This is a genomic window from Candidatus Pseudomonas adelgestsugas (assembly GCF_004124255.1).
Taxonomy (GTDB): Bacteria; Pseudomonadota; Gammaproteobacteria; order Pseudomonadales; family Pseudomonadaceae; genus Aquipseudomonas; species Aquipseudomonas adelgestsugas.
In genome coordinates this window covers 719027-744743 of sequence record NZ_CP026512.1, presented here as the reverse complement: position 1 = coordinate 744743, position 25717 = coordinate 719027, and the positions used below count along the sequence as shown (strand labels likewise).

Below are 25717 nucleotides of genomic sequence, written 5' to 3'. Positions count from 1 at the left end.
GCATAGCTGATATCATCTGTTAGACAGCTACGCGAACCAAGGAAAACAGTGTACCCGGCTGAGGCACCGGATGTATAGAGAAATCGGTCGTATCTTAGAACTCAAGAACTAGCGTAGACTATAGGTCAGCGATAAATTGATCTAAATTGTTTTAGCTTGATCGAACAAAAAAATAGCTAGACTAAACAGATACTAAAGTTTACCAGTTTACGTCTGCAACGAGTATGATCACCTACGTGATGCTATAACATTAGTGGCTTGCTAACGCCACCACGTAAGTTCAACATTCGTAGCGCATTATGTGCCTTGCGAAAGATCTGCTAGCAATTTAGAGAATATTGTTGACTACAATAATACTGATATATAAATACCATTAATTCAAATATGGTAGGTTTCTAACCTACGTTTAGTAGCTAGTGGTAAGTTATATGAATCAAATAGGTTAAAAGACTTATCTAAATCACTAACAGAGCTCTAGCAAGCAACGATAATCTTCTCCGTAACACGAGAAATCTTTGCTTAAATTTCAAGTGAACAATATTCGTAACCATGTAAAGTACGGAAATTTCCGTGACAGTTAAAATCAAACTAAATTAGTTAAACGTCTGCACTATTAAAAACTACAGTTATACAAACGTATACTCTTCTTATTTATTTAAATAATTTCGATATGGTAATTTTACTTTGCATATATTTAGCTGATAAAATATATAATATCATATAGCAATGCTATTTTGCTAAGGGTTGACAGCATGAACGAAGCGACAGAGCTCATAGCCCATGACTGGGGCTTTGCAATTTTTATCCTCAGTGCCATTAGTTTTTGTATCTTAATCATTAGTATATCCAGTCTCCTCGGGTCAAAAGCCTTTGGTCGCAGCAAAAATGAACCGTTCGAGTCTGGCATGCTACCTACAGGTAGTGCCCGCTTAAGGCTTTCAGCAAAATTTTATCTAGTCGCAATGCTGTTTGTAATCTTTGATATCGAAACCATATTTTTACTTATCTGGTCTGTATCGGTCCGTGAAAGTGGTTGGACAGGCTTCGTTGAAGCTCTTGTTTTTATAGCAATTCTGTTAGCAGGCCTTATCTACCTAATTCGAGTTGGCGCCCTTGACTGGACTACAAAGGTGCGCCGCTAGCGGCAAGCAAAGCCGAAACAATGAGACTTTAGCAATGCAATACAATCTTACTAAAATCGACTCGAATGCTCTTAACAATAAGCATCCAATTGACAAAAATGAGACTATTTCCGATCCACTAAAAGATCAAATCTATAAAAATATTTATATGGGCAAGCTGAAAGATGCGCTGAGTAACGCAGTTAACTGGGGGCGTAAAAACTCCATATGGCCATACAACTTTGGGCTTTCATGCTGCTATGTAGAAATGACCACCGCCTTCACAGCGCCTCACGACATAGCACGATTTGGTGCAGAGGTTATACGGGCATCACCGCGTCAGGCGGATCTCATGGTGATAGCTGGAACTTGCTTTATCAAGATGGCCCCGATCATTCAGCGTCTCTATGAGCAAATGCTCGAACCAAAGTGGGTGATATCTATGGGTTCGTGCGCTAATTCCGGTGGTATGTACGATATTTACTCCGTAGTTCAAGGGGTAGATAAATTTCTGCCCGTAGACGTATACGTACCTGGCTGTCCACCACGACCTGAAGCTTTTTTGCAAGGCTTAATACTATTGCAGGAATCGATTAGCAAGGAATGCCGTCAACTTTCCTGGATTGTTGGAGATCAAGGTGTTTATCGTGCCAAGATGCCGTCACAAAAAGAACAGTACCGTGAACAACGCATTCAGGTTACAAACCTGCGCAATCCAGACGAAGTCTGATCCAGCACTGCTTCTATAATACAGAACAAAACACTGGCTTCATTCTTTGTGTTGACTAACAGCGATAAAAAACTATGACCACTATAGGCAGTGCTCTGTACATTCCACCTTACAAGATCGACGACCAGGATGTAGTCGTCGAACTTAACGACTATTTTAGCCCTGACACCTTCACAGTCCAAACCACACGCACTGGTATGCCAGTCCTATGGGTAGCGCGGACTAAACTTATCGAAGTCCTGACTTTCCTGCGCAATTTACCTAAGCCATACATTATGCTATATGATTTACATGGAGTTGACGAGCGTCTACGTACTAAGCGTCAGGCGTTGCCGAGCAACGCTGATTTTACTGTATTTTATCACCTGATGTCACTAGAACGTAATAGTGATGTGATGATCAAAGTTGCATTATTAGAAAGCGAACTGAGCATTCCGACCGTCACCGGTATCTGGCCTAACGCTAACTGGTACGAACGTGAAGTTTGGGACATGTTTGGTATCGATGTGCATGGACACCCACACCTCACGCGCATCATAATGCCGCCGACCTGGGATGGTCACCCGCTACGCAAGGACTTCCCTGCGCGCGCAACAGAATTTGACCCATTCAGTTTTAACCTTGCGAAGCAACAGGCTGAAGAAGAAGCTGCACGCTTCTGTCCGGAAGACTGGGGCATGAAACGTTCCAGCGCTAACGAAGACTACATGTTTCTGAATTTAGGTCCTAACCACCCTTCAGCTCACGGCGCCTTCCGTATTGTCCTACAATTAGACGGTGAAGAAATTATCGATTGCGTGCCAGACATAGGCTACCACCACCGTGGTGCCGAGAAGATGGCCGAGCGTCAGTCGTGGCATAGCTTCATTCCATATACTGACCGCATCGACTACCTTGGCGGCGTGATGAACAACTTGCCATACGTGCTCTCAGTAGAGAAGCTAGCCGGCATTATAGTACCAGATCGCGTTAATACCATCCGCATTATGATGGCTGAATTCTTTAGGATCACGAGCCACCTACTATTTTTAGGTACCTATATCCAGGACGTTGGTGCCATGACAACGGTATTCTTCACCTTTACCGATCGTCAACGTGCCTACAAAGTAATCGAAGCTATCACCGGTTTCCGGTTACATCCTTCCTGGTACCGCATTGGTGGCGTAGCACACGACCTGCCAAATGGCTGGAATTGCCTGGTTAAAGAGTTTATCGACTGGATGCCTAAGCGTCTGGATGAATACCAAAAAGCTGCGCTAGGTAACAGCATTCTTAAGGGCCGCACCATTGGGGTTGCTAAAAACAACACCAAAGAGGCTTTAGCATGGGGCGTAACTGGTGCTGGCCTACGTTCTACTGGTTGCAACTTTGACCTGCGTAAAGCGCGCCCGTACTCTGGATACGAGAACTTCGAATTTGAAGTCCCACTGACAGCTAACGGTGATTCTTACGATCGCTGTATTGTTCATATAGAAGAAATGCGCCAAAGTCTAAAGATTATTGAACAGTGCATGCGTAACATGCCAGCTGGTCAATACAAAGCGGACCACCCATTAACCACACCACCGCTTAAAGAAAGAACGCTGCAGCATATTGAAACACTAATCACGCACTTCCTACAAGTTTCGTGGGGACCAGTGATGCCGGCCAATGAATCTTTCCAGATGATCGAAGCAACAAAAGGTATTAACAGTTATTACCTAATAAGTGATGGCGGCACTATGAGTTATCGTACACGGATTCGCACACCAAGCTTTGCCCACTTACAACAAATCCCCTCGGTGATCAAAGGTGGGATGATCGCAGACTTGATTGTATATCTTGGTAGTATCAATTTCGTTATGGCCGATGTGGACCGTTAAGCATGAATAGCACGCTTTTTCAAACAAATAATTTTATTTTAAGAAAAACTGAGCGCTCAGCTATTGAGCATATACTCAATCACTATGATGATTATCGCGCAGCGTCAATCGAAGCCTTAAAGATTATCCAAAAAGAACGTGGTTGGGTGCCAGACGGTGCGCTTTATGCCATCTCTAAGATCCTCAGCATCACGACCAGCGACGTTGAAGGTGTGGCTACATTCTACAGTCAGATCTTTCGACAGCCTGTCGGTCGCCACATTATTCGCGTGTGCGACAGCATAACATGCTACATCGGAGGTTACGAATCAGTGATTAGCGAGATAAAGAACAAGCACGATATAGACCTCGGACAAACCACCCAGGATAACCGCTTTACACTACTGCCTGTGTGTTGCCTTGGCAACTGCGACAAGGCGCCAGCGTTAATGATTGACGATGATACGTTCGGTGATATGCGGCCGGCTGGGGTAATCCAATTGCTTGAGAGCTACCTATGACCATGACGTCTTTCGGTCCAGCCAACCTGCTAAAGCGTTCGCCTGAGACCCATCCGCTGACCTGGCGCTTGCGTTATGATGCTGAGCCAGTATGGCTAGATGAGTACCAGGCAAAGAACGGTTATTCAGCTGCGCGCAAAGCCTTAGCCGATATGAGCCCAGATGATATCGTCAAGACTGTGCAAAACGCAGGCCTGAAGGGCCGTGGCGGTGCAGGTTTTCCTACTGGGGTAAAGTGGAGCCTAATGCCTAAGGATACATTTATTAATATCAGCTACCTACTGTGTAACGCGGATGAAATGGAGCCGAATACATGGAAAGATCGTATGTTAATGGAACAACTGCCACACCTTCTAATAGAAGGCATGCTGATCAGTGCGCGCGCAATAAACACCTGCCGTGGCTACATCTTCTTGCGTGGTGAATACATAACCGCCGCTAAACACATTAATCGCGCCCTAGAAGAAGCAAAGACAGCAAGTCTACTGGGTCAAAACATTCTTGGCTCTGGTTTTGATTTTGAACTATTTGTACATACCGGCGCAGGGCGTTATATCTGTGGCGAAGAAACCGCACTAATTAATTGCCTCGAAGGACAACGTGCCAACCCGCGCTCTAAACCGCCATTCCCTGCTGCCGTAGGTCTATGGGGTAAACCAACGTGCGTGAACAATGTCGAAACACTATGCAACGTGCCGTCGATCATTGCTAACGGTGTAAACTGGTACAAATCGTTAGCTCGCAAAGATAGTGAAGACATGGGCACTAAACTCATGGGTTTTTCTGGTAAGGTCAAGAACCCGGGTCTATGGGAAATGCCATTTGGCGTAACCGCACGAGAACTGTTCGAGGATTACGCCGGCGGTATGCGCGATGGCTACACTTTGAAAACCTGGCAGCCAGGCGGTGCTGGTACCGGTTTTCTAATGCCCAAACACCTCGATGCACAAATGTATACTGGCGGTATTGCTAAGGTTGGTACACGTATGGGTACCGGTCTAGCATTGGCGGTAGACAACACCGTCAACATGGTGTCATTGCTGCGCAACATAGAACAATTCTTTGCCCGTGAATCGTGTGGCTTTTGCACGCCGTGTCGTGATGGTTTGCCATGGAGCGTACAGCTCTTGATGGCGATTGAAAAAGGTGAAGGCCAACCTGGCGATATCGAGATCCTGCTTGATCTAGTCGGTCTCCTTGGCCAAGGCAAAACTTTCTGTGCTCATGCACCTGGCGCTGCAGAGCCATTGGGTAGCGCAATCAAATACTTCTGTTCGGAATTCGAAGCCGGTATCGCACCTAAAAAAGCTTCGAAATGCGAAGAGTCTGTTCACTTGCTCATGTGTTAATGTCTACAAGACTGTATATAGAAAAGAACAAGATTCTTATTAATTACCCCCCCGTTGACAACGGGTCACCGAAGAGCTTTAAATTATGGCCACTATCCACGTAGACGGTAAAGCACTTGAAGTCGATGGGGCAAGCAACCTATTACAAGCGTGTCTCTCGCTAAGCCTCGACATCCCTTATTTCTGCTGGCACCCAGCGCTTGGTAGTGTTGGTGCCTGCCGTCAGTGCGCTGTTAAGCGGTTCGCTAACGAAAACGACACTAGTGGTTTTATAGTCATGTCCTGTATGACTCCTGCTACAGATAACACTTGGATCTCTATCGAGGACGAAGAATCTAAAGTATTTCGCGCAAGTGTTATCGAATGGCTAATGACTAACCACCCGCACGACTGCCCAGTCTGCGAGGAAGGCGGTCACTGCCACCTACAAGATATGACAGTGATGACCGGCCACAATAAGCGCCGTTATCGTTTTAATAAGCGCACCCACCAAAACCAAGACCTAGGCCCATTTATCTCCCACGAAATGAACCGCTGCATAGCCTGCTACCGTTGCGTACGTTTTTATAAAGACTATGCTGGCGGCACTGATCTAGGAGTATTTGGTGCACATAACAATGTGTACTTCGGGCGTATTGAAGATGGTGTACTTGAAAGCGAATTCTCAGGTAACCTTATCGAGATCTGTCCTACTGGCGTATTCACCGACAAAACTCACTCTAATCGCTATAATCGTAAGTGGGATATGCAGTTTTCACCAAGTATCTGTCACGGCTGTTCCAGCGGTTGCAACATCTCTCCTGGAGAACGCTATGGTGAACTGCGTCGCATCGAAAACCGCTTTAACGGTTCGGTTAACCAATACTTCCTGTGCGACCGCGGCCGTTTCGGTTATGGTTACGTTAATCGGGAAGATCGCCCTCGCCAACCACTGCTGGCTATTGGCGTAAAACTTAGCCTGAATGACGCACTAGATAAAGCCGCTGAATTACTGCGCGGGCGTAACATCGTCGGTATCGGTTCGCCACGCGCCAGCCTCGAAAGTAACTATGCGTTACGCGAACTAGTAGGTGCTAAACACTTTTATTCCGGCATTGAAGCCACAGAACTAGAACACATCCGTCTAGTGCTCAGAGTACTGAATAGTAGTCCATTGCCTATACCGAACATGCGTGAAATTGAAGAACATGACGCAATATTTATTCTTGGTGAAGACATAACCCAGACAGCAGCGCGTATTGCGCTGTCACTGCGTCAATCGGTCCAAGGCAAGGCCAAAGAGATGGCTAACGCCATGCATGTACCACATTGGTTAAATGCTGCAGTAAAAAATATAGGCCAGCATGCACTGTACCCACTATTTATTGCTAGCTTAGCTGAAACTAAACTTGACGATATTGCCAAAGAGTGTATACATGCTGCTCCAGATAACCTGGCCCGTATCGGTTTCGCCGTAGCCCACATTATCGACGATAATGCACCTAATGTCGAAGACTTAGATTCTAAAACCGTTGAGCTGGCACAGCGTATAGCTGACGCTCTTCTGGCAGCCAAGCATCCTCTAATTATTTCCGGCACATCGCTAGGCTCCAGGGCGCTGATCGAAGCTACTGCCAACATTGCTAAAGCATTAAAACTGCGTGACAAGAACGGTTCCATTAGTCTGATTGTGCCGGAAGCCAATAGTCTTGGCTTAGCTATACTCGGTGGCGAATCCATTGATGTTGCCCTGCAAACTGTGATTGATGGCAATGCCGATGCTATCATAGTGTTAGAAAATGATCTGTACACCCGCACGGATTCGCTCCAAATTAATGCGGCTCTGGATGCAGCCAAAGTACTAATCGTTGTCGACCACCAGAAAACTGCTACGAGCGAGCGTGCTGATCTAATACTACCAGCTGCGACTTTTGCCGAAGGCAATGGTACTTTAGTTAGTCAAGAAGGCCGCGCTCAGCGCTTTTTCCAAGTATTTGATCCAAAATATATGGATGCCGGTATCCTCATTCACGAAAGCTGGCGCTGGCTGCATGCCATACGTGCCACTTTGCTGAATAAACCAATTGAATGGACTGAACTAGACCACGTAACTGCTGCTACCGCCGCAAGTACTATGCAACTAACGCGTATTGTAGATGCTGCACCATCTGCCTTATTCCGTATCAAAGGCATGAAACTAGCCCGTGAACCTTTGCGTTACTCAGGTCGTACAGCCATGCATGCTGACATAAGTGTGCACGAACCTTGTATACCACAAGACCAAGACACTGCATTTACCTTTTCTATGGAAGGTTACTCAGGCTCAGTTGAACCACGTCAGCAAGTGCCATTTGCCTGGTCGCCAGGCTGGAACTCTCCGCAAGCCTGGAATAAGTTCCAGGACGAGGTAGGTGGTCATATACGGTCAGGCGATCCAGGTACCCGCCTGATCGAAAGCACTGGTGATTCGCTAAACTGGTTCACCGCCATACCACGTCCATTTAACCCGGCTAAAGGCACTTGGCAGGTTGTACCGTTCTTCCATCTTTTTGGCAGTGAAGAAACTTCCTCAAAAGCCGTACCAATACAAGCACGTACTATAACCACCTACGTATCCGTAAACAAGTCCGAAGCTGACTGTCTAGGCATAAGCAATGGTGCCCTTCTTAGGCTGAATGTAGCTGGCCGGACTCTACGTCTACCGCTATGTATTAGCGATGAATTAAGTGCTGGCCTGATCGCGCTACCAAAAGGTTTTACTGGTGTCCCACCTACAATATTTGGCAAAACCATTGATTGTCTACAGGAAATAGTGCAATGACTTGGCTAACTATAGAAGTTGTCGACGTTATTGTCTCTGTTGTCAAAGCTATCGTAATTCTATTTACTGTAATCATAGCTAGCGCCATGCTTAGTTTTGTTGAGCGTCGACTACTGGGCTTATGGCAGGACCGTTACGGTCCTAACCGTGTAGGCCCATTTGGCATGTTTCAAATTGCCGCTGATATGTTGAAAATATTATTCAAGGAAGATTGGATCCCGCCGTTTGCTGACAAAGTCATTTTTACTCTAGCACCGTTGGTAGCCATGAGCACCTTGCTGATTGCTTTTGCAATCATACCAATCACCCCTATCTGGGGTGTAGCAAACTTGAATGTTGGCTTGCTATTATTCTTCGCCATGGCCAGCCTATCAGTCTACGCAGTCCTGTTCGCCGGCTGGTCGAGTAACAACAAGTTTGCCCTGTTGGGAAGCTTACGTGGTGCAGCGCAGACTATATCTTACGAAGTATTTATGGGTATTGCCCTAATGGGCGTTATAGTCCAAGTTGGCTCGTTTAACATGCGCGACATCGTAGAATACCAAGCGCAGCACTCGTGGTTTATCATTCCGCAGTTTTTTGGCTTCTGCACCTTCTTTATCGCTGGCATAGCTGTGACTCACCGTCATCCCTTTGATCTTCCGGAAGCAGAACAGGAACTGGCTGACGGTTACCACATTGAATACTCTGGCATGAAATGGGGAATGTTTTTCATTGGTGAGTATATAGGCATTATTTTGATCTCGGCAATGTTAGTTACACTGTTCTGCGGCGGCTGGCATTGTCCATTTAACATCCTGCCACAACTAACTTTCTTCTGGTTTTGCTTGAAAACTGCGCTCTTTATCATGTTGTTTATCTTAGTGCGCGCTTCTATCCCACGCCCGCGCTATGACCAAGTGATGGGTTTTAGCTGGAGATTTTGCCTGCCACTAACCCTGATTAATTTACTAGTAACAGCTACTATTGTATTATTAAACACGCCCGCGCTATGACCAAGTGATGGATAAGCTCATGTTTAAATATATTAGCGACATCGTTAAGGGTACCGGCACTCAGTTGCGTAGCCTGTTGATGGTGTTTAGTCACAGCTTCCATAAACGCGATACCTTGCAATACCCAGAAGAAGCGGTATACCTACCACCGCGCTATCGCGGCCGCATCGTGCTGACTCGTGATCCGAATGGCGAAGAGCGTTGCGTAGCCTGTAACCTGTGCGCTGTAGCGTGCCCAGTAGATTGCATCTCTCTGCAAAAGGCTGAAACGGAAGACGGTCGCTGGTATCCAGACTTCTTCCGCATTAACTTCTCACGCTGTATTTTCTGCGGCCTTTGCGAAGAAGCCTGCCCAACCACCGCGATTCAGCTAACACCAGATTTTGAAATGGCAGAGTTCGACCGTCAGGACTTGGTGTACGAGAAAAAAGATTTACTGATCTCTGGTCCAGGTAAAAACCCTAATTATAACTTTTATCATGTTACAGGTATGGCTATTTCTGGTAAGTCGAAAGGTAACGCACAAAACGAAGCTGAGCCGATCAACGTGAAGAGCTTGTTACCTTAAGGGGAAAAGATGACATTCGCTTTTTATTTATCGTCGAGTATTGCAGTAGCGTCTGCGTTTCGCGTGATCACCAATACCAACCCAGTACACGCTTTGTTATACCTGATTATTTCATTGATCTCCGTAGCTATGATTTTCTTTAGCCTTGGTGCGCCGTTTGCCGGTATGCTGGAAATGATTGCATACGCTGGCGCCATAATGGTGCTATTCGTGTTTGTGGTGATGATACTTAACCTGGGACCAACTTCAGTTGTTCAAGAACGCGCTTGGCTCAAGCCAAACATCTGGCTCGGCCCAGTAATACTCACAGCATTGCTGCTTTCTGAGCTACTATATATGCTATTCGCTTACCAGAGCGGCCAAACCATTAGCAACACTAAAATAGACGCAAAAGCCATAGGTGGCAGCTTATTCGGCCCATACCTGCTGGTAGTTGAACTGACTTCCATGTTACTACTCGCTGCAGCCGTAACCACCTTCCATTTAGGCCGTAATGAAGCAAATGAGTAATAACAATGCATGCTGTCCCTCTGGAACATGGTTTAGTGGTCTCCAGTATTATATTCTGCCTTGGCTTGGCCGGCCTGATGGTTCGCCGTAATATTTTGTTCGTATTAATGAGCTTAGAAATTATGATGAACTCCACAGCACTAGCCTTTATCGTTGCTGGTGCACGTTGGGGCCAGCCAGATGGACAAATCATGTTTATTCTGGTGATCAGCCTAGCTGCTGCTGAAACCAGTATAGGTCTGGCTATTTTGCTGCAACTGTATCGTCGTTTTCATACACTTGATATCGACGCTGTCAGTAAAATGCACGGATGAATATGATATTTCTGACTTTCATATTCCCCTTAATCGGTTTTCTGCTACTATCGTTTTCTCGTGGACGCTGGTCAGAAAACATATCTGCTTTAATAGGTGTAGGGTCTATTAGCCTGTCGGCGCTTGTTGCCACCTACGTCATTTGGAAGTTTAATGTGATGCCACCGGCAGGCGGCCACTACACCATCGTACTATGGCAGTGGATGTCAGTAGCAGGCTTCAAGCCTGACTTTACACTGTACTTAGACGGCTTATCGATTACCATGATTGGCGTAGTAGTCGGTGTGGGTCTCCTAATCCACCTGTTTGCGTCCTGGTACATGCGCGGTGAAACCGGTTACTCACGGTTTTTCTCGTATACCAACCTATTTGTTGCCGAGATGCTATTCCTAGTACTCGGCGATAACCTTTTATTCCTATACTTCGGTTGGGAAGGTGTTGGCTTGTGCTCATACCTGCTGATCGGTTTCTACTATAAAAACAATAATAACTGTAACGCAGCACTCAAAGCCTTTGTCATCACCCGTATAGGCGACGTATTTATGGCCATTAGTCTTTTCATTCTATTTCAACAAGTAGGCACACTAAATATACAGGAACTGTTGATACTGGCACCGCATAAATTCCAGGTCAGCGACTTCTGGATTACTTTAGCGACTCTAATGCTACTGGGTGGCGCCGTAGGTAAATCAGCACAGGTACCACTACAAACCTGGTTAGTGGATGCTATGGTCAGCCCTGCTCCAGTTTCGGCGCTGATCCATGCCGCAACCATGGTTACTGCCGGTGTATACCTGATCGCACGTACTCATGGCCTATTCATACTTGCGCCGGAAATCCTGCACCTCGCAGGACTGATAGGCGGTTTAACTATAGTGCTAACCAGCTTCGCTGCGCTAGTGCAGACCGACATTAAGCGTATCCTCGCCTACTCTACTATGAGTCAGATAGGCTACATGTTTATTGCCTTAGGTGTCGGCGCCTGGGACGCTGCAATTTTTCATTTAATGACTCATGCTTTTTTCAAGGCTTTATTATTCCTTGCTTCCGGTGCGGTGATTATCGCTTGTCACCATGAGCAAAACATCTTCAGGATGGGCGGATTGTGGAATAAACTACCATTAGCATACGCTAGCTTTATCGTCGGTGGTGCTGCCCTCGCAGCATTGCCATTAGTAACAGCAGGCTTTTACTCAAAAGACAAAATACTTTGGGAGGCCTTTGCTAGTGGTAATCACAGCCTACTGTATGCAGGCTTAATTGGTGCCTTCATAACTTCTTTGTATACATTCCGCCTAATCTTTATCGCTTTCCACGGTGAAGCCAAAACTAAAGTGCATGCTGAACACGATATCTTTTACTGGTTGCCGCTATCGGTGCTAATCATTTTATCGACTTTTATTGGCGCCATGATCACACCGCCACTAATAGGCGCGCTACCAGAAAGTACCGGCCATGCTGGTGGCGTTGCCAAACACAGTCTGGAACTTGCTTCTGGTGCTATCGCCATTACAGGCATCCTGCTAGCAGCAATGCTATTCCTCGGCAAACGTCGCTTCGTGACTGCCATAGCTAACAGTAGCGCTGGTCGTTTCCTATCTGCCTGGTGGTTTGCCGCCTGGGGCTTCGATTGGATCTACGACAAACTGTTCATTAAACCATACCTTGCAATCAGCTATGTTATACGCAATGACCCAATCGACCAAATCGTTGGCCTAATCCAGTATGCTACTAAAGCTAGCCATAAGACCCTGAGCTACAGCGAAACTGGTCAATTACGCTGGTATGCGGCCTCCATAGCCATCGGTGCAACACTAGTAATCGGCGCTATCGTTATGGTTGCAGTCTGATATAAGTATTGCAGATTTGTAAAAGGAAATGAACCAATCATGATTCTGCCTTGGCTAATTCTGATCCCGTTTATTGGCGGCCAACTCTGCTGGATTAGTGCACACTTTAGGGCCACTCTCCCACGCTGGATTGCTTTACTGACAATGTCTGTGGAGCTTTCTCTCAGCCTCTGGCTATGGGTCCATAGCGACTATTCATTTATACCAATACCTGGTGCCGATCCAGCCTTTGTATTTGAATTCAAACAAATATGGATCCAACGCTTCGGCATCAATATGCATCTGGCTATTGATGGCCTGTCGCTATTAATGATCCTACTGACCGGCTTACTAGGAATCCTATCAGTACTTTGCGCTTGGAAAGAAATTCAACGTTACATAGGTTTCTTTTACTTTAATTTAATGTGGATTTTGGGTAGCGTCGTCGGAGTATTCCTTGCCCTAGACCTGTTCATGTTCTTCTTCTTCTGGGAGATGACACTGGTACCGATGTATTTCCTCATCGCACTATGGGGTCATGATTCTTCGGATGGCAAGAAAACCCGTATCTATGCGGCGACAAAGTTTTTCATCTTCACTCAAACTTCTGGCTTAATTATGTTAGTAGCCATACTGGGGCTAGTATTAGTCAACTTTAATAATACTGGCATAATTACCTTCAACTACGTTGACTTATTGAAAACTAAAATATCTCTGACTACTGAATATATCCTAATGCTAGGCTTCTTCATCGCTTTTGCGGTGAAGCTGCCAGCAGTGCCGTTTCACTCTTGGATGCCTGATACGCACGCCCAAGCACCGATCGCAGGTTCCGTTGACCTGGCTGGCATTTTGCTGAAAACTGCTGCGTACGGCTTACTGCGTTTTGCTCTACCGCTATTCCCAAATGCATCAGCAAAGTTTGCACCAATTGCTATGACTATGGGTTTAGTAGGAATTTTTTACGGTGCGTTCCTGGCCTTTGCACAAACCGACATCAAGCGCCTAATAGCTTTCTCGTCCATCTCCCATATGGGTTTTGTGCTAATCGGCATCTACTCTAACAACCAAATAGCACTGCAAGGTGCTATAATTCAAATGTTGGCCCATGGTATTTCGACTGCTGCATTATTTATTCTCACTGGTCAATTATACGAACGGCTACATACCTTTGACATGCGTGAAATGGGTGGCCTGTGGGCGCGTATCACGTATTTACCAGCAATTAATCTATTTTTCTGTGCCGCGTCTCTAGGTTTGCCTGGCACTGGTAATTTTATTGGCGAATTCTTAATTTTAATGGGTGCGTTTGTGCGCACACCATGGATTAGTGCTATCGCTACATCCGGCCTCGTGCTCAATGCAATATACTTGCTGATCATGATACACCGCATCTACTTCGGTTACGCTAAGTCTGATATTCTTCTGCAAGGAATGGATGCTCGCGAACTAATCATGACCCTTAGCCTTGCATTACTAATACTTTATATCGGCATATACCCACAACCGTTCTTAGACATTTCTGCTACAACGATATATGGCATACAGCATAGGCTTAGCATTGCCTTTTCTCAACTTGCTTCAGTCCGGTAAAAGCGCTATGGAATTAACGATCCAACACTTAAGCGCGCTTGCGCCGCTGCTGATTACTAATCTCACGATTGTAGTAGTAATGCTAACGATCGCCTGGAACCGCAATCATTTACAAACATTCATGCTGTCTTGTGCAGGTTTAAACCTAGCCTTGCTATCGATTATCCAAGCCCTTAAGGTCGCACCGTTAGTGGTGACCAAACTGATGATTATTGATAACTTCGCACTATTATACATCGCGTTAATTCTTATCGCTACTATAGCCTGTATCATTCTAGCTCATGCTCATATAGGTGAAGGTAGCACTGGTTACCCAGGCAATAAGGAAGAACTATACCTGTTGCTCTTGCTAGCTGCGGCTGGTGGTATCGTATTAGTTAGTTCTCAACACTTAGCCGAACTGTTGATAGGTCTAGAACTATTGTCAATCCCAACCTATGGCTTAGTGACCTATGCATTTTTCAATAAACGCTCCTTGGAGGCCGGTATCAAGTACATGGTACTGTCAACCGCTAGCTCTGCATTCCTATTGTTTGGTATGGCGCTGCTTTACGCAGAAGCAGGAAGTCTCAGTTTTACTGGTATCGGCCATGCCATAGCGGCCACTAAAATGCCTGCACCAAGCGCTCAACTAGGCTTAACAATAATGTTAATAGGCCTGTCATTTAAGCTTTCCCTGGTACCGTTCCATCTGTGGACTCCTGACGTATACGAAGGCGCCCCAGCGCCAGTAGCAGCATTTTTAGCTACGGTGTCGAAGGTAGCAGTTTTTGCGGTGATGGTGCGTCTGTTCCAGATTTCCCCTGCTGCCAACACCGGCGTACTGAGTAACGTGCTGACCGTAATAGCCATTGCGTCAATTCTATTCGGTAATCTACTAGCCCTCACCCAAAGCAACCTAAAACGTCTGCTTAGCTACTCATCTATTGCGCACTTTGGCTACTTGCTAATAGCTCTAGTGGCAAGCAAGGGACTGGCAGTAGAAGCAATATGCGTATATTTGGTCACCTACGTACTTAATAGTCTCGGTGCATTCGGCGTAATTACACTAATGTCTGCGCCTTTTCAGGACTGTGATACCGATACTCTACATACATACCGCGGTCTATTTTGGCGACGTCCATACCTGACTATAGTGCTAACCTTAATAATGCTGTCGCTTGCTGGTATCCCTTTAACTGCAGGCTTTATTGGCAAGTTCTATATCGTTGCAACTGGCGTTGAGGCCCATGAATGGTGGCTAGTTACATCTTTAGTACTGGGCAACGCCATCAGCTTATTTTATTATTTGCGCGTTATGATTACTCTGTACATGATCGGGCCAAGCCTGCGCTATGTGGATACCGAGCTGCACTGGGAACAAAAAGCTGGCGGTGTAATGCTACTGGCTATCGCCATATTTGTATTTTTACTTGGTGTATACCCACAACCATTGCTCACCATTGTGCGATATACGACGCTTGGCGCTTAATTGCTCACTTAGATTGACGCAGTGTTTCAGCGAACCTTTGTATCTGAGTGAAAAGGTATATTTAAAAGCGTACTTATAATGCCTATAGAGTAATTACGGCTCTAATCACAATATAAGATCATTGATTAGTGTATATTAAATTTACGCATAATAATTACTCAACTAAAATCAGGTCAATAAATCAAGTATAATAACCTAATGCATTTGCTAGCAATATTTGCATGCAGATTGCTCATCTAGCTCACTACTTAATTATCTTTGTAGCTAGTCGCAAGTCAGGATGACAGAAAATTTCTGAACAGATACCACAAACAAATTTTAAAAAATAGCACTTAACTATTCTGTGATCACTAGCAACCAAGCATGCCACAACCTGTAAGACATAGCGCACAGTAATAAACTACTAAAATATACAACAACAACTATGATGAAATAGTAAGAACTGTAGAATAGAGTGCGGTGTAAACTAATTACAAATTATTACCAACCATACTGAGCTATCAGCGCGTGTAGCAAGACCAGCCCAGGAGATAATTATCCAAGCAGACCTCGAAGCAAGCTTATGAACCATGAGTAACAGCATAATACCCAAGGCCTATATTTAGTATCAAGAATCTCTCTTTGCATTTTAAATGTGATAATACTAATGCAGTCAACATAGCTGATAACCAGATGGCAGGCAATCAAGGTTAGATACTCTTAATGCTATGTTGATTTACTAACTTTTATATGAACGCCTATATGATATAATGGCGCCGACAAACTCAATTACTAAACGTCCAGCACAAACCATTTTATTAATGGCATTAATAATTTTACTAGTGTGTACAGTCATCTTCTCTATTTATTTATTTATATATCTATGCATATATCTAGATAGCTAACCATATTATAATAAAAACCTACTGATCTAGATATACGATATAAAAAGTTGCAAAATAATAGTTAAAGTTAGCGCTAAACTATCAATATCGCATAACAAGTCTACTACCTTATATAATCAATGGCTAAAAGATAACTTAAAGATAAACCCAGCATACATTAGGCACGCTACGCTATTTAGTAAGTAACAGTTTGCAAATGTTAAGTTACAAAGTATTTAGTCATGGTGTATAGATCATGATGATCATCATTAATTATAAGCGTCACTCTTGCTAGCTTATCGTTCAACGTTTAACATTGCCAATGTTTTTTCATAAAAAATACTCTATAGATATAAATAGTACCAAATACAGTAATTTACATTATAGTCAATGGTCTTTAAGCTGCTGGAGCTCTAGCTGATACTCTAGCCATTCATCAATTAACAAGTCACTGGCCTATAGCATTGATTGTTTACTACACAAGCTAACAAGCTAGCTAGATCGACTCTGAATCGTTACACAAAGGCAACAATTCTATAAGATATATGGTTGGCTACTTTCATATTCGGTGGTAAGACCACACAAATCAAATTGCACTATGCAAGCAGTGCATCAGAGCTAAGACTAAGCAGTTTAGCGCTAATTGTCCACTTCTAATGGCATACAGCCATATATTATACTCTTTAATATATGCTAGAACTGTTTTCTTTGCCTTATTGATCTGTAGTTTTAACTCTTTTGTTGTGCAGTAAACTAATACATTTATCAGTGTTAAGTACCATTGATGATGGCAAACCTTTTAATCATTCCGATGTAACCATATCATCAAATTTTAGCTAAAACACTCTGGTGCCAGGCAAACTAGTCACCAGTGCAGTTACTAATTATTTAGTTATTCGTACTGCTTAGACATTGCTACTCAAGACTTACGTAATAGTTTTACTTGAACGTAGTGTGACAGCAATGTTTTCATTGCTAATATAATTAGCCTTATTATATAATTAATAAGTTTGAAAAATAAATGCGTGAAATGAGCAAATGCTTAAAACTCTAATGCCTTGCTAGCAGCTACATGCTGGTAGAATCATCTATGGATTCGATGATGACTTTCACTGGCAGACTACTTTCTTTAGCTATAAAGTAGCTATAGGGGAAGTTTTAGTGTATGGGAATTAACATAAGAATAGTTAGTTATTCGCTATTTAGTGAATAGCTAATTTATACTAATTATGTAAAATATATTATATAGAGAGAAAAGTCTTGCGGTAACTCAATAAAGGTCTTATTGATCAACTGCTATATTGATAGCAACAGAAACTGCACTAGACTTATTGTTTCAATGGTGTATTAATAAATACACAAGAGATCAATAGTCTCTCATACACCTTCATCGCTATTGATAGAGTTACATAACACTTGGAGGACCGTACTTTACAGTATATCTAGCTAGCAATAGCTGCCATATTATACACTATCTATATAAACAGTAAATAATAGCAACGTAATAGATACAGTGTCTAAGATGACAAGCCTTAGACTACTGTAGCAATAAGCGCCAAAAGATAAATGATTGCTTCTATCAAGTATAGAAGGTTGATTCTCAAATAATCTAAGATGACTGCACTTTAGCTTAATAGGCTATACCAGAAATACACATAAAAATAAGTCATGCAAATGTAGGTTAGAAAAAAACCGTAGACAGACAAGCAAAATAGTAGTCTGCTTTATCGGTAGCAAAATAAGTATGGGCTATTTTTATCGTCAGCCGCATCACTGAATAACGAAATGCATAATACTGCATTGTAAGCTATCAGGAACTAGATAGAACATACAACCAGTACAAGCCTCCCTATACAATAGGCAACTATCAACCAATTAAACTCAGTGAGTCAAATTTAACAACGCATCTGTAAGGCTGCTCAAATTTATAGTTCTTTTACAGCAATAAATTACTTTAAAAAATTATTCATGAGCAATGATATTATTCGCTAACATGTATTTATATCTCTTGTTATGTCGATTAGTTTTTACTCTCTAATTCATAAGCTTATAGGCCGAAGCAGCTGGCTAGCTAACTAGCGTAGGTAAACTATTGTAGTTACCATGATACATCCATTAGTAATATGGATTAGTGTGGAATAAAAAACTTTCAAACAATTGCATAATACTATGTTGCACGTGTACTGGTATAAAGATACTCTTGAATTATAATATTTCTACAGCTATATATAGCTTATATACTTTACTGTGTGTTTTATTGTTTTCTTGCCGCAACTATTAGGATTGCCATACTAAGCACAAGTATGAGCTATAAAAATAAGCCGCTATTCAGCGCATATACTAGAGCTCTTGAATTCATAGATTCACATCTTAATTTTCGACATTAAAATGTCTAGTCCTTTGCGTATAGGCTAGCATTTCAAGTGCATAGTCACTATCGGTGACCAAAACATACTCAACCTAGAGCACTGACATAATATATCAACAAATTATTCAAGCAATAAAAAATGCCCAATGTCCAGCTTATAAAGGAAATCATTCATATACCATATTTACTAATAATCACCATTATAAATGGATACTTGTGTATATGTTAGACCATAAATATTTTTTAATTTATCGAAAAGCAAACCACTGTTTGCCATTTTAGAAAATCTATCAGAAGCAATAAAATGCTCTAGACTAGTGCCTCCATAGAGTTACTGGTAGTGACTACGCCGCTCCACAGCACTGCGCTACGCAAAATAAACTCTAGCCTACATCTATCTAGCATTTGAATGCTAGTCAAAAATTACATACTTAGCTATAACTAATTTTCTTAGTAATGCATTTAAGTAATAAATTTAGATTACCTCTAACTGACTTATGGCCATGCGGACACAATAAACCTATTGCAGAAACGTAAAGATCAGCTTATGCTCAGTCAAGCGTCAGCGCAGAGTATAACCACTTAATAGCCAATCCACCTAGTATTTTCTTCCGATAACTTTACATAGCAGATCTCTTAAAAAGAACGTATTTAAGCAGCTTAGATCAAATCAATATTCTGATATAACTTTAACGCTCTCCAGCGCTATCAGTTACAAAGCGTGGTGTCGTACCATGGCATAATGGTAAGTCAGAAGTTTATGCAGTTAATGTAAGTAAGCCTTGTACCAAATGACTTAGTTGGTTACTCAAGCATAGACTAGCGCTATATAGCCATATGGAAGTACATATTAACGTCGTTTAATAGCAATATTGGTATTTGCAATAGTATTGCATACTCACAATTGGCGAGCGCACTACGCAAGGTTGTGCATAGGTGGGTAATTACATGACTGAGCAAACTATAAGTTGCTTGTCACGTTCTGGTAATAAGGTCAAGGGCTGCTTACACTCTAATCCATTCTTAATAGAATTAAATACCACCTCAGTATTCATCATGCATATAGAATATAGAAAAAACTTAACCTTGATTACCACGGTGAACATTATCCTTCCCATAGAAACATGCGATGCTTCGCATCCGACAAACATTAATAATAACTTCTACGCTTGTAAGGCTATTGGTTTTCAACAAACAACATACCCAACGAACATACCAAACTATCATATAAGAATATTGATAGCTTTAATAAAGCAAATTGTGAAATTGACTACAGCTAAGGCAAGATTTTTTATTTAAATGATTTAGCTATCTACAAAGCAACCAATAATCCTAGAACAAAACGGCAATATTTATTACTTTAAGTATGCTAATAATAGTGATAATGATAATTATCATGAGCAGTACTAGCATATTACAGTCAATATCTACAAAAAAGATATGAATCATAATGTACATATGCAAAACATTTATGTTTTATTTTTTTAAAAATGCTAACAAAGAGGTACACTAGGCTATGGGGTTTGATATGTAAAATAGACTGATAGCTGTTATAAGCTACTTTAATGATTTAATGTGCCTCGTGAATTGGCTAGGTTAGGAGTACATATTCATTATGTACTCCTAACCTAGCCACCGAACTAAATTAACACAGTCCAGATAGCAAACCATGCATACCATAACACTGCTGCACGAAGCAGCAGTGCCCACAAACGATCAAGGCTGTTAATACTGTCAACTTCCGTTAGTGGAGATTGAATCTCAATTGCTACTAGGCCAACTTTCTCTATCAGTTGTGCAGCACAAATATCCAAATTCAGCAATTCATGCTGCATCACACGACTAACCGCAACAAAATTACCAACCAAGGCAAAACTTACCGACAGCATGCGCACTGGTAGCCAGTCAAATACATGGCGCAATTGTTTAGTGCGCTCGGTAAGCAGAGAATTCTGGCTATGCTCACTGATTAATGCTAGTAAGCGATAAGCTAAAACCGTAACCGGCCCAAACAAAAAAAACCAGAAAATTACTGCAAAAAAACTTTGGTAAGCTTGCCATAACAAATAGCCTTGCACTAGTTTTAGTAATTGCTCACTACTAGTAGATGCCACCTTAAAGTCATATTTAGCCACATTTTCAAAAGCCTGAAAATCGCCACAGTAAAAAGCATTACGGAACTGTCTCAAGTCGGCTAACAGATCACCACGCCCCAGACTATAGATAACTACCAACAAGTGCACTGGAAACACCAATAATCCGTAAGCCATAGGCTCTAACATCGACAGCAACAAAGCCAGCAAGATCACCGGTAACAATACTAACAATATTAGAATCAGCCAAGGTTGCTTGACCATGCGCGTACTCAATTCTAGCTTAGTCAGCTCACGCAACCAAAGACCATCGCGTTGTAACCACAGACGTAAAATTAAACATTTTTTCATCCAAACTGCTAGTATTAGCACTAAAAAAGGCATATTGCATGTCCTCTATAATATATAGCGCCTCGAAAGCGTATCTCATTACAATACAAACCTAGATATGTCTTTTGTACAAACGCAATATCACTTTAACCACAAATGTACTACGTGATTAATGCTCTGGTGGTAATTAACATTTGTTGTATCAGGTTAATCTGCAACACATTTGGACATCAGTAAACGTTAGTGCGTATATTCTTTCTAGTTCAACCCTAAAAAGTCATGGCACGCTCCATGTCGATAAACCCTAAAGCTATAACCCAGACATACTATAAATACCTATATAAATAGTATTACTAAACCTATGTACTTAATCAAAATATGCGCAGCTATTATTGTTGGTAGCAATACCTTCAAGTAAGTAGATTCTGTGAAATTTAGGTAGTTCTGGAAAAACTTATGCGCCTTGCCAGTCTTCAGCTACGCGAGCATGATCTAGCTGCATATTGATTACTTTAAGCAGTGTGCTAATTATCGACATCATGTGAGCGACATTATAGTCTATGGCTTCGAATCTAATAAAGATTATAAAATAGGTATTAACTAGCACTAAAAATTGCTTTTGGCTAACAGCGCAAAGAGGATCACGTCGTCTTGCCAAAACCTAAACCAGTTGCTGATCGACTACTGCTATGTCTTGAACAAGACATAAATCATTATTCAGCAGACTTACGATAAGGTCAGGTAAATCCGCGCCTTCAACTTTGAAAAAACTGAATATGCATCGCCTATAAAAACACAAAAAACTCTTAAACAAATAAGGGCTGGATTAAACACTGCTCTGGTTACAAGCCTTACGTAAAACCTTAAGCAATAGCTAAAGATTTACCCCGGCAAGTGTTCGGACAAAATTTAATGCATTATAATGATATAATATTGTATATCAACTTATCTATAATGCACACTACCACTAGCTCTTGCATTTGAGTGCATGCTATATTAGATAATAGGCAATTTTTAATTATAATTTAAAAGATACTATACTAGTAGTATATGTAGTAATATACGGCCTAATACTGTCGATTGAGTGTTTTATCTAGCCATTAATACGTAACTGCAGCTTGTACACACTTATTTAGCGTTTATAAGGTGTGTGTTCTAATAATGTGCAACAGTGCTGCTTATTCTACGGTCAAGACGCTACATTGTATTAATATATGTATAGCATTGCTAAACTTTCAGCAAGCTCATTTAACAGATGTTGCATCATCTACCAAGTGCGTAAATATAGGATATCGTTATAATATAGTCATCACGTAGGCTTTATTTTGTAGTGCGACAGTAATCTTACTGAACAATCACTATATCGCATGGTTAGGCACGGCTAAAAAACTTATGCTAATACTGTCAACTTGAACATCGGAATCAATAAACGTGCAATTTATGTATTAAATACGTTAAACACGCTGACCTTACTAAAGGTGCACTCAAAAAAATCGTGTTACTAAAATTAGCCGCGTCATCATCAACAGCTTTTACTGCATTAGATTGATTAATATAAATACTAACACAGATTAGTAGTTATCGAGGTCTACTTAATTAATTAGCATCGTTGATGCATATGCCTTTTGAAAAGCTTGAGTATGTTATCGGCTTAATATAAATCTTCACCATAGGGCCTAATCTAGTCCTATACACAAAAAAACTAGCATAGCAGTACTTATTAAAAGATCTGGTTAGTTATTGCGCTGATCTATAGGTAGTTACCAAGCAAGCGCTTATGCCTACATTCAGCTACTGTATATCGATAAAATATCTAGATGCTACATATAATCGTCTAAAAAACGACTATCTTTAAAACAAGCTACGAATTTTCAGCTAGTCACTAGACGTATAAAGCATCTACTCATGGAGTATCATGGAGTAAACTACAGGCGCTAAATACAACTCGCCATGTTAGTCCTAGACCAAGATCGACAAAAGCTGTATTCAACTGCCGCATGAATATATACTATGATTCTTAGGATTAAAACGCAAGTCAAGTATAACTTATAGCTAATATGATAATTAGCGTTGCTACAAGCTATGGCGACTGTTTTAACATGATACGGTTAGCGTTTATCGCATAAGTTCATGCATACCTTGCTGAAACTATTGCGCTCTGTCTCGTTATAAGCCTGTATCAATATCAACGGCTAGCTTATACGCAACCATGGAGTAAGAAACATACTTGATTTTTTCAAATAGCGGTATTAGTTTCGTGGATTGATTGGCTTAACGCCACCCGTATAACCGCAAAATCCATGATCTAAAAAACGCCAAAGCTGTGACATCATTTACAAGTCAATAAATCATCTTGTAAATGATTGTAGCTATACTAGGAAGCTCTGTAGCTATGTTCTAAACGATAAAAAAATCTAGATGAACTGCAAGAATCATTGAAAAAAATAGCCAGTTAGGCTAATATTACCATGCTCATTAAAATGATTTATATAAATCTGTACTACTTAATATTGGCTAAAACTAGCCTAGCAATAAACAATGAAGTGAAAAATCTGCGCTACTAATCGCGTCAATCAAGTTAAATATGTTTCCATAAGCGCTATAAACTAAAATGTAAATTAGGTGAATTAGTTAATATGACTCAGCATCGAAGCCGAGATCATGGAACCTGTTGCCAAACTAAAATAAATCGGTGGATTGGATGGTATCAATCAGGCGATACTCGTTTCAATCAACGCCAAGCTTTGCTGCCACCACAAAGCTTGGCGTTTAGCCTCGAATTTTTCTGGTGGTTAAGGTAACCATTCATAATACCTAATGATCTCTATCTATGAGCTTCGTTTTTATTTGTGACTAGTAATTGAATTTAGTCCTTTTTCGATTATCCGCACTCAGATGCATTATTGTACCTAGTAATTTCAGGGGCTCCATAGGATACTCTTGAAGACTAATTAGTGCAACTATTACTAGATTATTACTTATGTGTTAATATTGTTTTCTTGTATTAGGGAATAAATATATCTGAATCATTAAAGTAACGCAGATATGATTAAGTAAGACATAAATATATAACTCGTTTGATCTTATAACTATTCTTGAGTAACCTAAAAACTGTCCGTAAAACAGTGATATCTAATTGCCCGAGACAGGAGTCGAACCTGCAACCTTCGCGTTACGAATGCGCTGCTCTACCAACTGAGCTACACGGGCGGTACACTAAGGCTAGCACTGCATGAGGCAAACAGCAACAAACTAGCTAACCATTACAAACAATTACACTCAGTCGGTAAAGTAATCGTTGACGACGTATTATCAATCAACCGTCAAAATATGTCTAATCCATAGTAGCGCTACACATCAATGTGATGGTTTTTACTTAACACTATCGCATTCGCATGAGATGGAACCTTGCATGGGCAGAGCAATATTGCCTGCCACATCAATTTTGCAATTTACAGCATGGCTGGCACTATTAATTAGATATAACTTCAGTGCAGCGCTTTAATTAAGCGTATATTAAAAACTGATTTTCAACGAAAAATTTACACTATAAACTTAGCCTGAACCTGAGCATGATGCTTAGTATACACAGGCAGACCATGAGTATTCGCTATCTTGTTGATTACCGCAATCATTAATAGCTTCATCTGAAGTAGATGTTTATAAAAAAAATCACTGTCGTTCCCTATGATAAATATCATCTCAAAATACGTCTTACAGCTCAACATTTTACAGCTTCGTTTAGTTTGTTGGTCAGCAAACGGCCAAAAGCACACAAGACGCATATTTTAGCAATTTTATCGCGCACTACAAGAGCTACCAAAATCTATGTCATTACCAAGCTATAAACCTAAAACTACCTACGTGTAAGCAGATCACATGACTCACCTTTTAATGATCGGCGCTTGATAATTTATTAACCTTTAAGCGCGTATGGTGTTTAGATAACTACTCATTATATCATCTGAAAAGTACTAGCAGCTTAAGGCGTGAATAAAACAGGTTATAATCTATACACTATTGCGACCATCCTAATTGCCTATTTAGTTTATTGTAGCAATGTTAGGCTATGTTATGCTGCAGTTCAAGGACCTGGTTACTGGATTAACAGCAAACTGCCAGGCTTAAACATTATAAAGTATAATACACGTACCCCAATTCCTCTAACGCGCTCAGTAAATGAGCGTATCAGACCTAGCAAATAGCCTGACTATACCACAGAACATCTAACTTCCTTAGTCTTTAATTGCTGGCTAAATTCAAGTTATTGAATGCGCTAACGGCGTGAATACTTCTTAAGGGGTCCACTATTGCACGTAAAATAAGTATACGTAATTTTTGAGCTAAACAATTTTTTGCAGCTTGGCATATCATTAATCTAAGCTATGGATTCTGTGGAGAACGCGGCAGATCATAGCATG

General features: G+C 41.7%; 14 protein-coding genes and 1 tRNA gene. 13 read left to right on the top strand and 2 right to left on the bottom strand.

Annotated elements, in window-relative coordinates; translation table 11 throughout:
* Positions 1-752 precede the first annotated feature (752 nt).
* From ndhC to nuoN, 13 genes are all read left to right on the top strand, one after another.
* Entirely contained in the window at positions 753-1142 is a 390-nt protein-coding gene (gene ndhC / locus C3B55_RS02005; protein ID WP_129211017.1) for an NADH-quinone oxidoreductase subunit A, read from the top strand.
* A 34-nt stretch (positions 1143-1176) separates the two neighbouring features.
* Positions 1177-1851 carry a NuoB/complex I 20 kDa subunit family protein gene (locus C3B55_RS02000; protein ID WP_129211015.1) on the top strand — a complete coding sequence of 225 codons (675 nt, stop codon included), beginning with the start codon at positions 1177-1179 and terminating at the stop codon, positions 1849-1851.
* A 74-nt stretch (positions 1852-1925) separates the two neighbouring features.
* A complete protein-coding gene (gene nuoC / locus C3B55_RS01995) occupies positions 1926-3713 on the top strand; it encodes an NADH-quinone oxidoreductase subunit C/D (RefSeq protein ID WP_129211014.1) in 1788 nt (595 codons plus the stop codon).
* Positions 3714-3715: 2 nt separating this feature from the next.
* Positions 3716-4213, top strand: coding sequence for an NADH-quinone oxidoreductase subunit NuoE (gene nuoE, locus C3B55_RS01990; protein ID WP_129211012.1), 498 nt, complete (start codon positions 3716-3718; stop codon positions 4211-4213).
* On the top strand, positions 4210-5562 hold the full coding sequence (gene nuoF, locus C3B55_RS01985) for an NADH-quinone oxidoreductase subunit NuoF (RefSeq protein WP_129211010.1): 1353 nt from the start codon (positions 4210-4212) through the stop codon (positions 5560-5562). Before nuoE ends, nuoF begins: the two co-directional genes overlap by 4 nt.
* A gap of 85 nt (positions 5563-5647) precedes the next feature.
* Complete coding sequence (gene nuoG / locus C3B55_RS01980; protein ID WP_129211008.1) at positions 5648-8362, top strand: NADH-quinone oxidoreductase subunit NuoG; 2715 nt, start codon at positions 5648-5650, stop codon at positions 8360-8362.
* Positions 8359-9357, top strand: coding sequence for an NADH-quinone oxidoreductase subunit NuoH (nuoH, locus tag C3B55_RS01975; RefSeq protein ID WP_129211006.1), 999 nt, complete (start codon positions 8359-8361; stop codon positions 9355-9357). Before nuoG ends, nuoH begins: the two co-directional genes overlap by 4 nt.
* Before the next feature lie 19 nt (positions 9358-9376).
* The gene (gene nuoI, locus C3B55_RS01970) at positions 9377-9925 is read left to right on the top strand and encodes an NADH-quinone oxidoreductase subunit NuoI (protein WP_129211004.1); all 549 of its coding nucleotides are present in this window, start codon (positions 9377-9379) and stop codon (positions 9923-9925) included.
* A gap of 9 nt (positions 9926-9934) precedes the next feature.
* Positions 9935-10435: an NADH-quinone oxidoreductase subunit J gene (nuoJ, locus tag C3B55_RS01965; protein WP_129211002.1), complete on the top strand. Its 501-nt coding sequence runs from the start codon at positions 9935-9937 to the stop codon at positions 10433-10435.
* A gap of 5 nt (positions 10436-10440) precedes the next feature.
* The gene (nuoK, locus tag C3B55_RS01960) at positions 10441-10749 is read left to right on the top strand and encodes an NADH-quinone oxidoreductase subunit NuoK (RefSeq protein ID WP_129211000.1); all 309 of its coding nucleotides are present in this window, start codon (positions 10441-10443) and stop codon (positions 10747-10749) included.
* The gene (nuoL, locus tag C3B55_RS01955; RefSeq protein WP_129210998.1) at positions 10746-12599 is read left to right on the top strand and encodes an NADH-quinone oxidoreductase subunit L; all 1854 of its coding nucleotides are present in this window, start codon (positions 10746-10748) and stop codon (positions 12597-12599) included. The genes nuoK and nuoL overlap by 4 nt, the downstream gene beginning before the upstream one ends.
* Positions 12600-12638: 39 nt before the next feature.
* Entirely contained in the window at positions 12639-14171 is a 1533-nt protein-coding gene (gene nuoM, locus C3B55_RS01950) for an NADH-quinone oxidoreductase subunit M (RefSeq protein ID WP_129210996.1), read from the top strand.
* Between the two features lie 7 nt (positions 14172-14178).
* A complete protein-coding gene (gene nuoN / locus C3B55_RS01945; protein WP_129211883.1) occupies positions 14179-15642 on the top strand; it encodes an NADH-quinone oxidoreductase subunit NuoN in 1464 nt (487 codons plus the stop codon).
* Positions 15643-20513: 4871 nt separating this feature from the next.
* On the opposite strand, the gene ampE is transcribed toward nuoN, so the two are convergent.
* Together ampE and C3B55_RS01935 are read right to left on the bottom strand one after the other, a co-directional pair.
* Positions 20514-21350, bottom strand: coding sequence for a regulatory signaling modulator protein AmpE (ampE, locus tag C3B55_RS01940; protein ID WP_129210994.1), 837 nt, complete (start codon positions 21348-21350; stop codon positions 20514-20516).
* A 3083-nt stretch (positions 21351-24433) separates the two neighbouring features.
* Positions 24434-24506, bottom strand: a tRNA-Thr gene (locus C3B55_RS01935).
* Positions 24507-25717: the final 1211 nt, after the last annotated feature.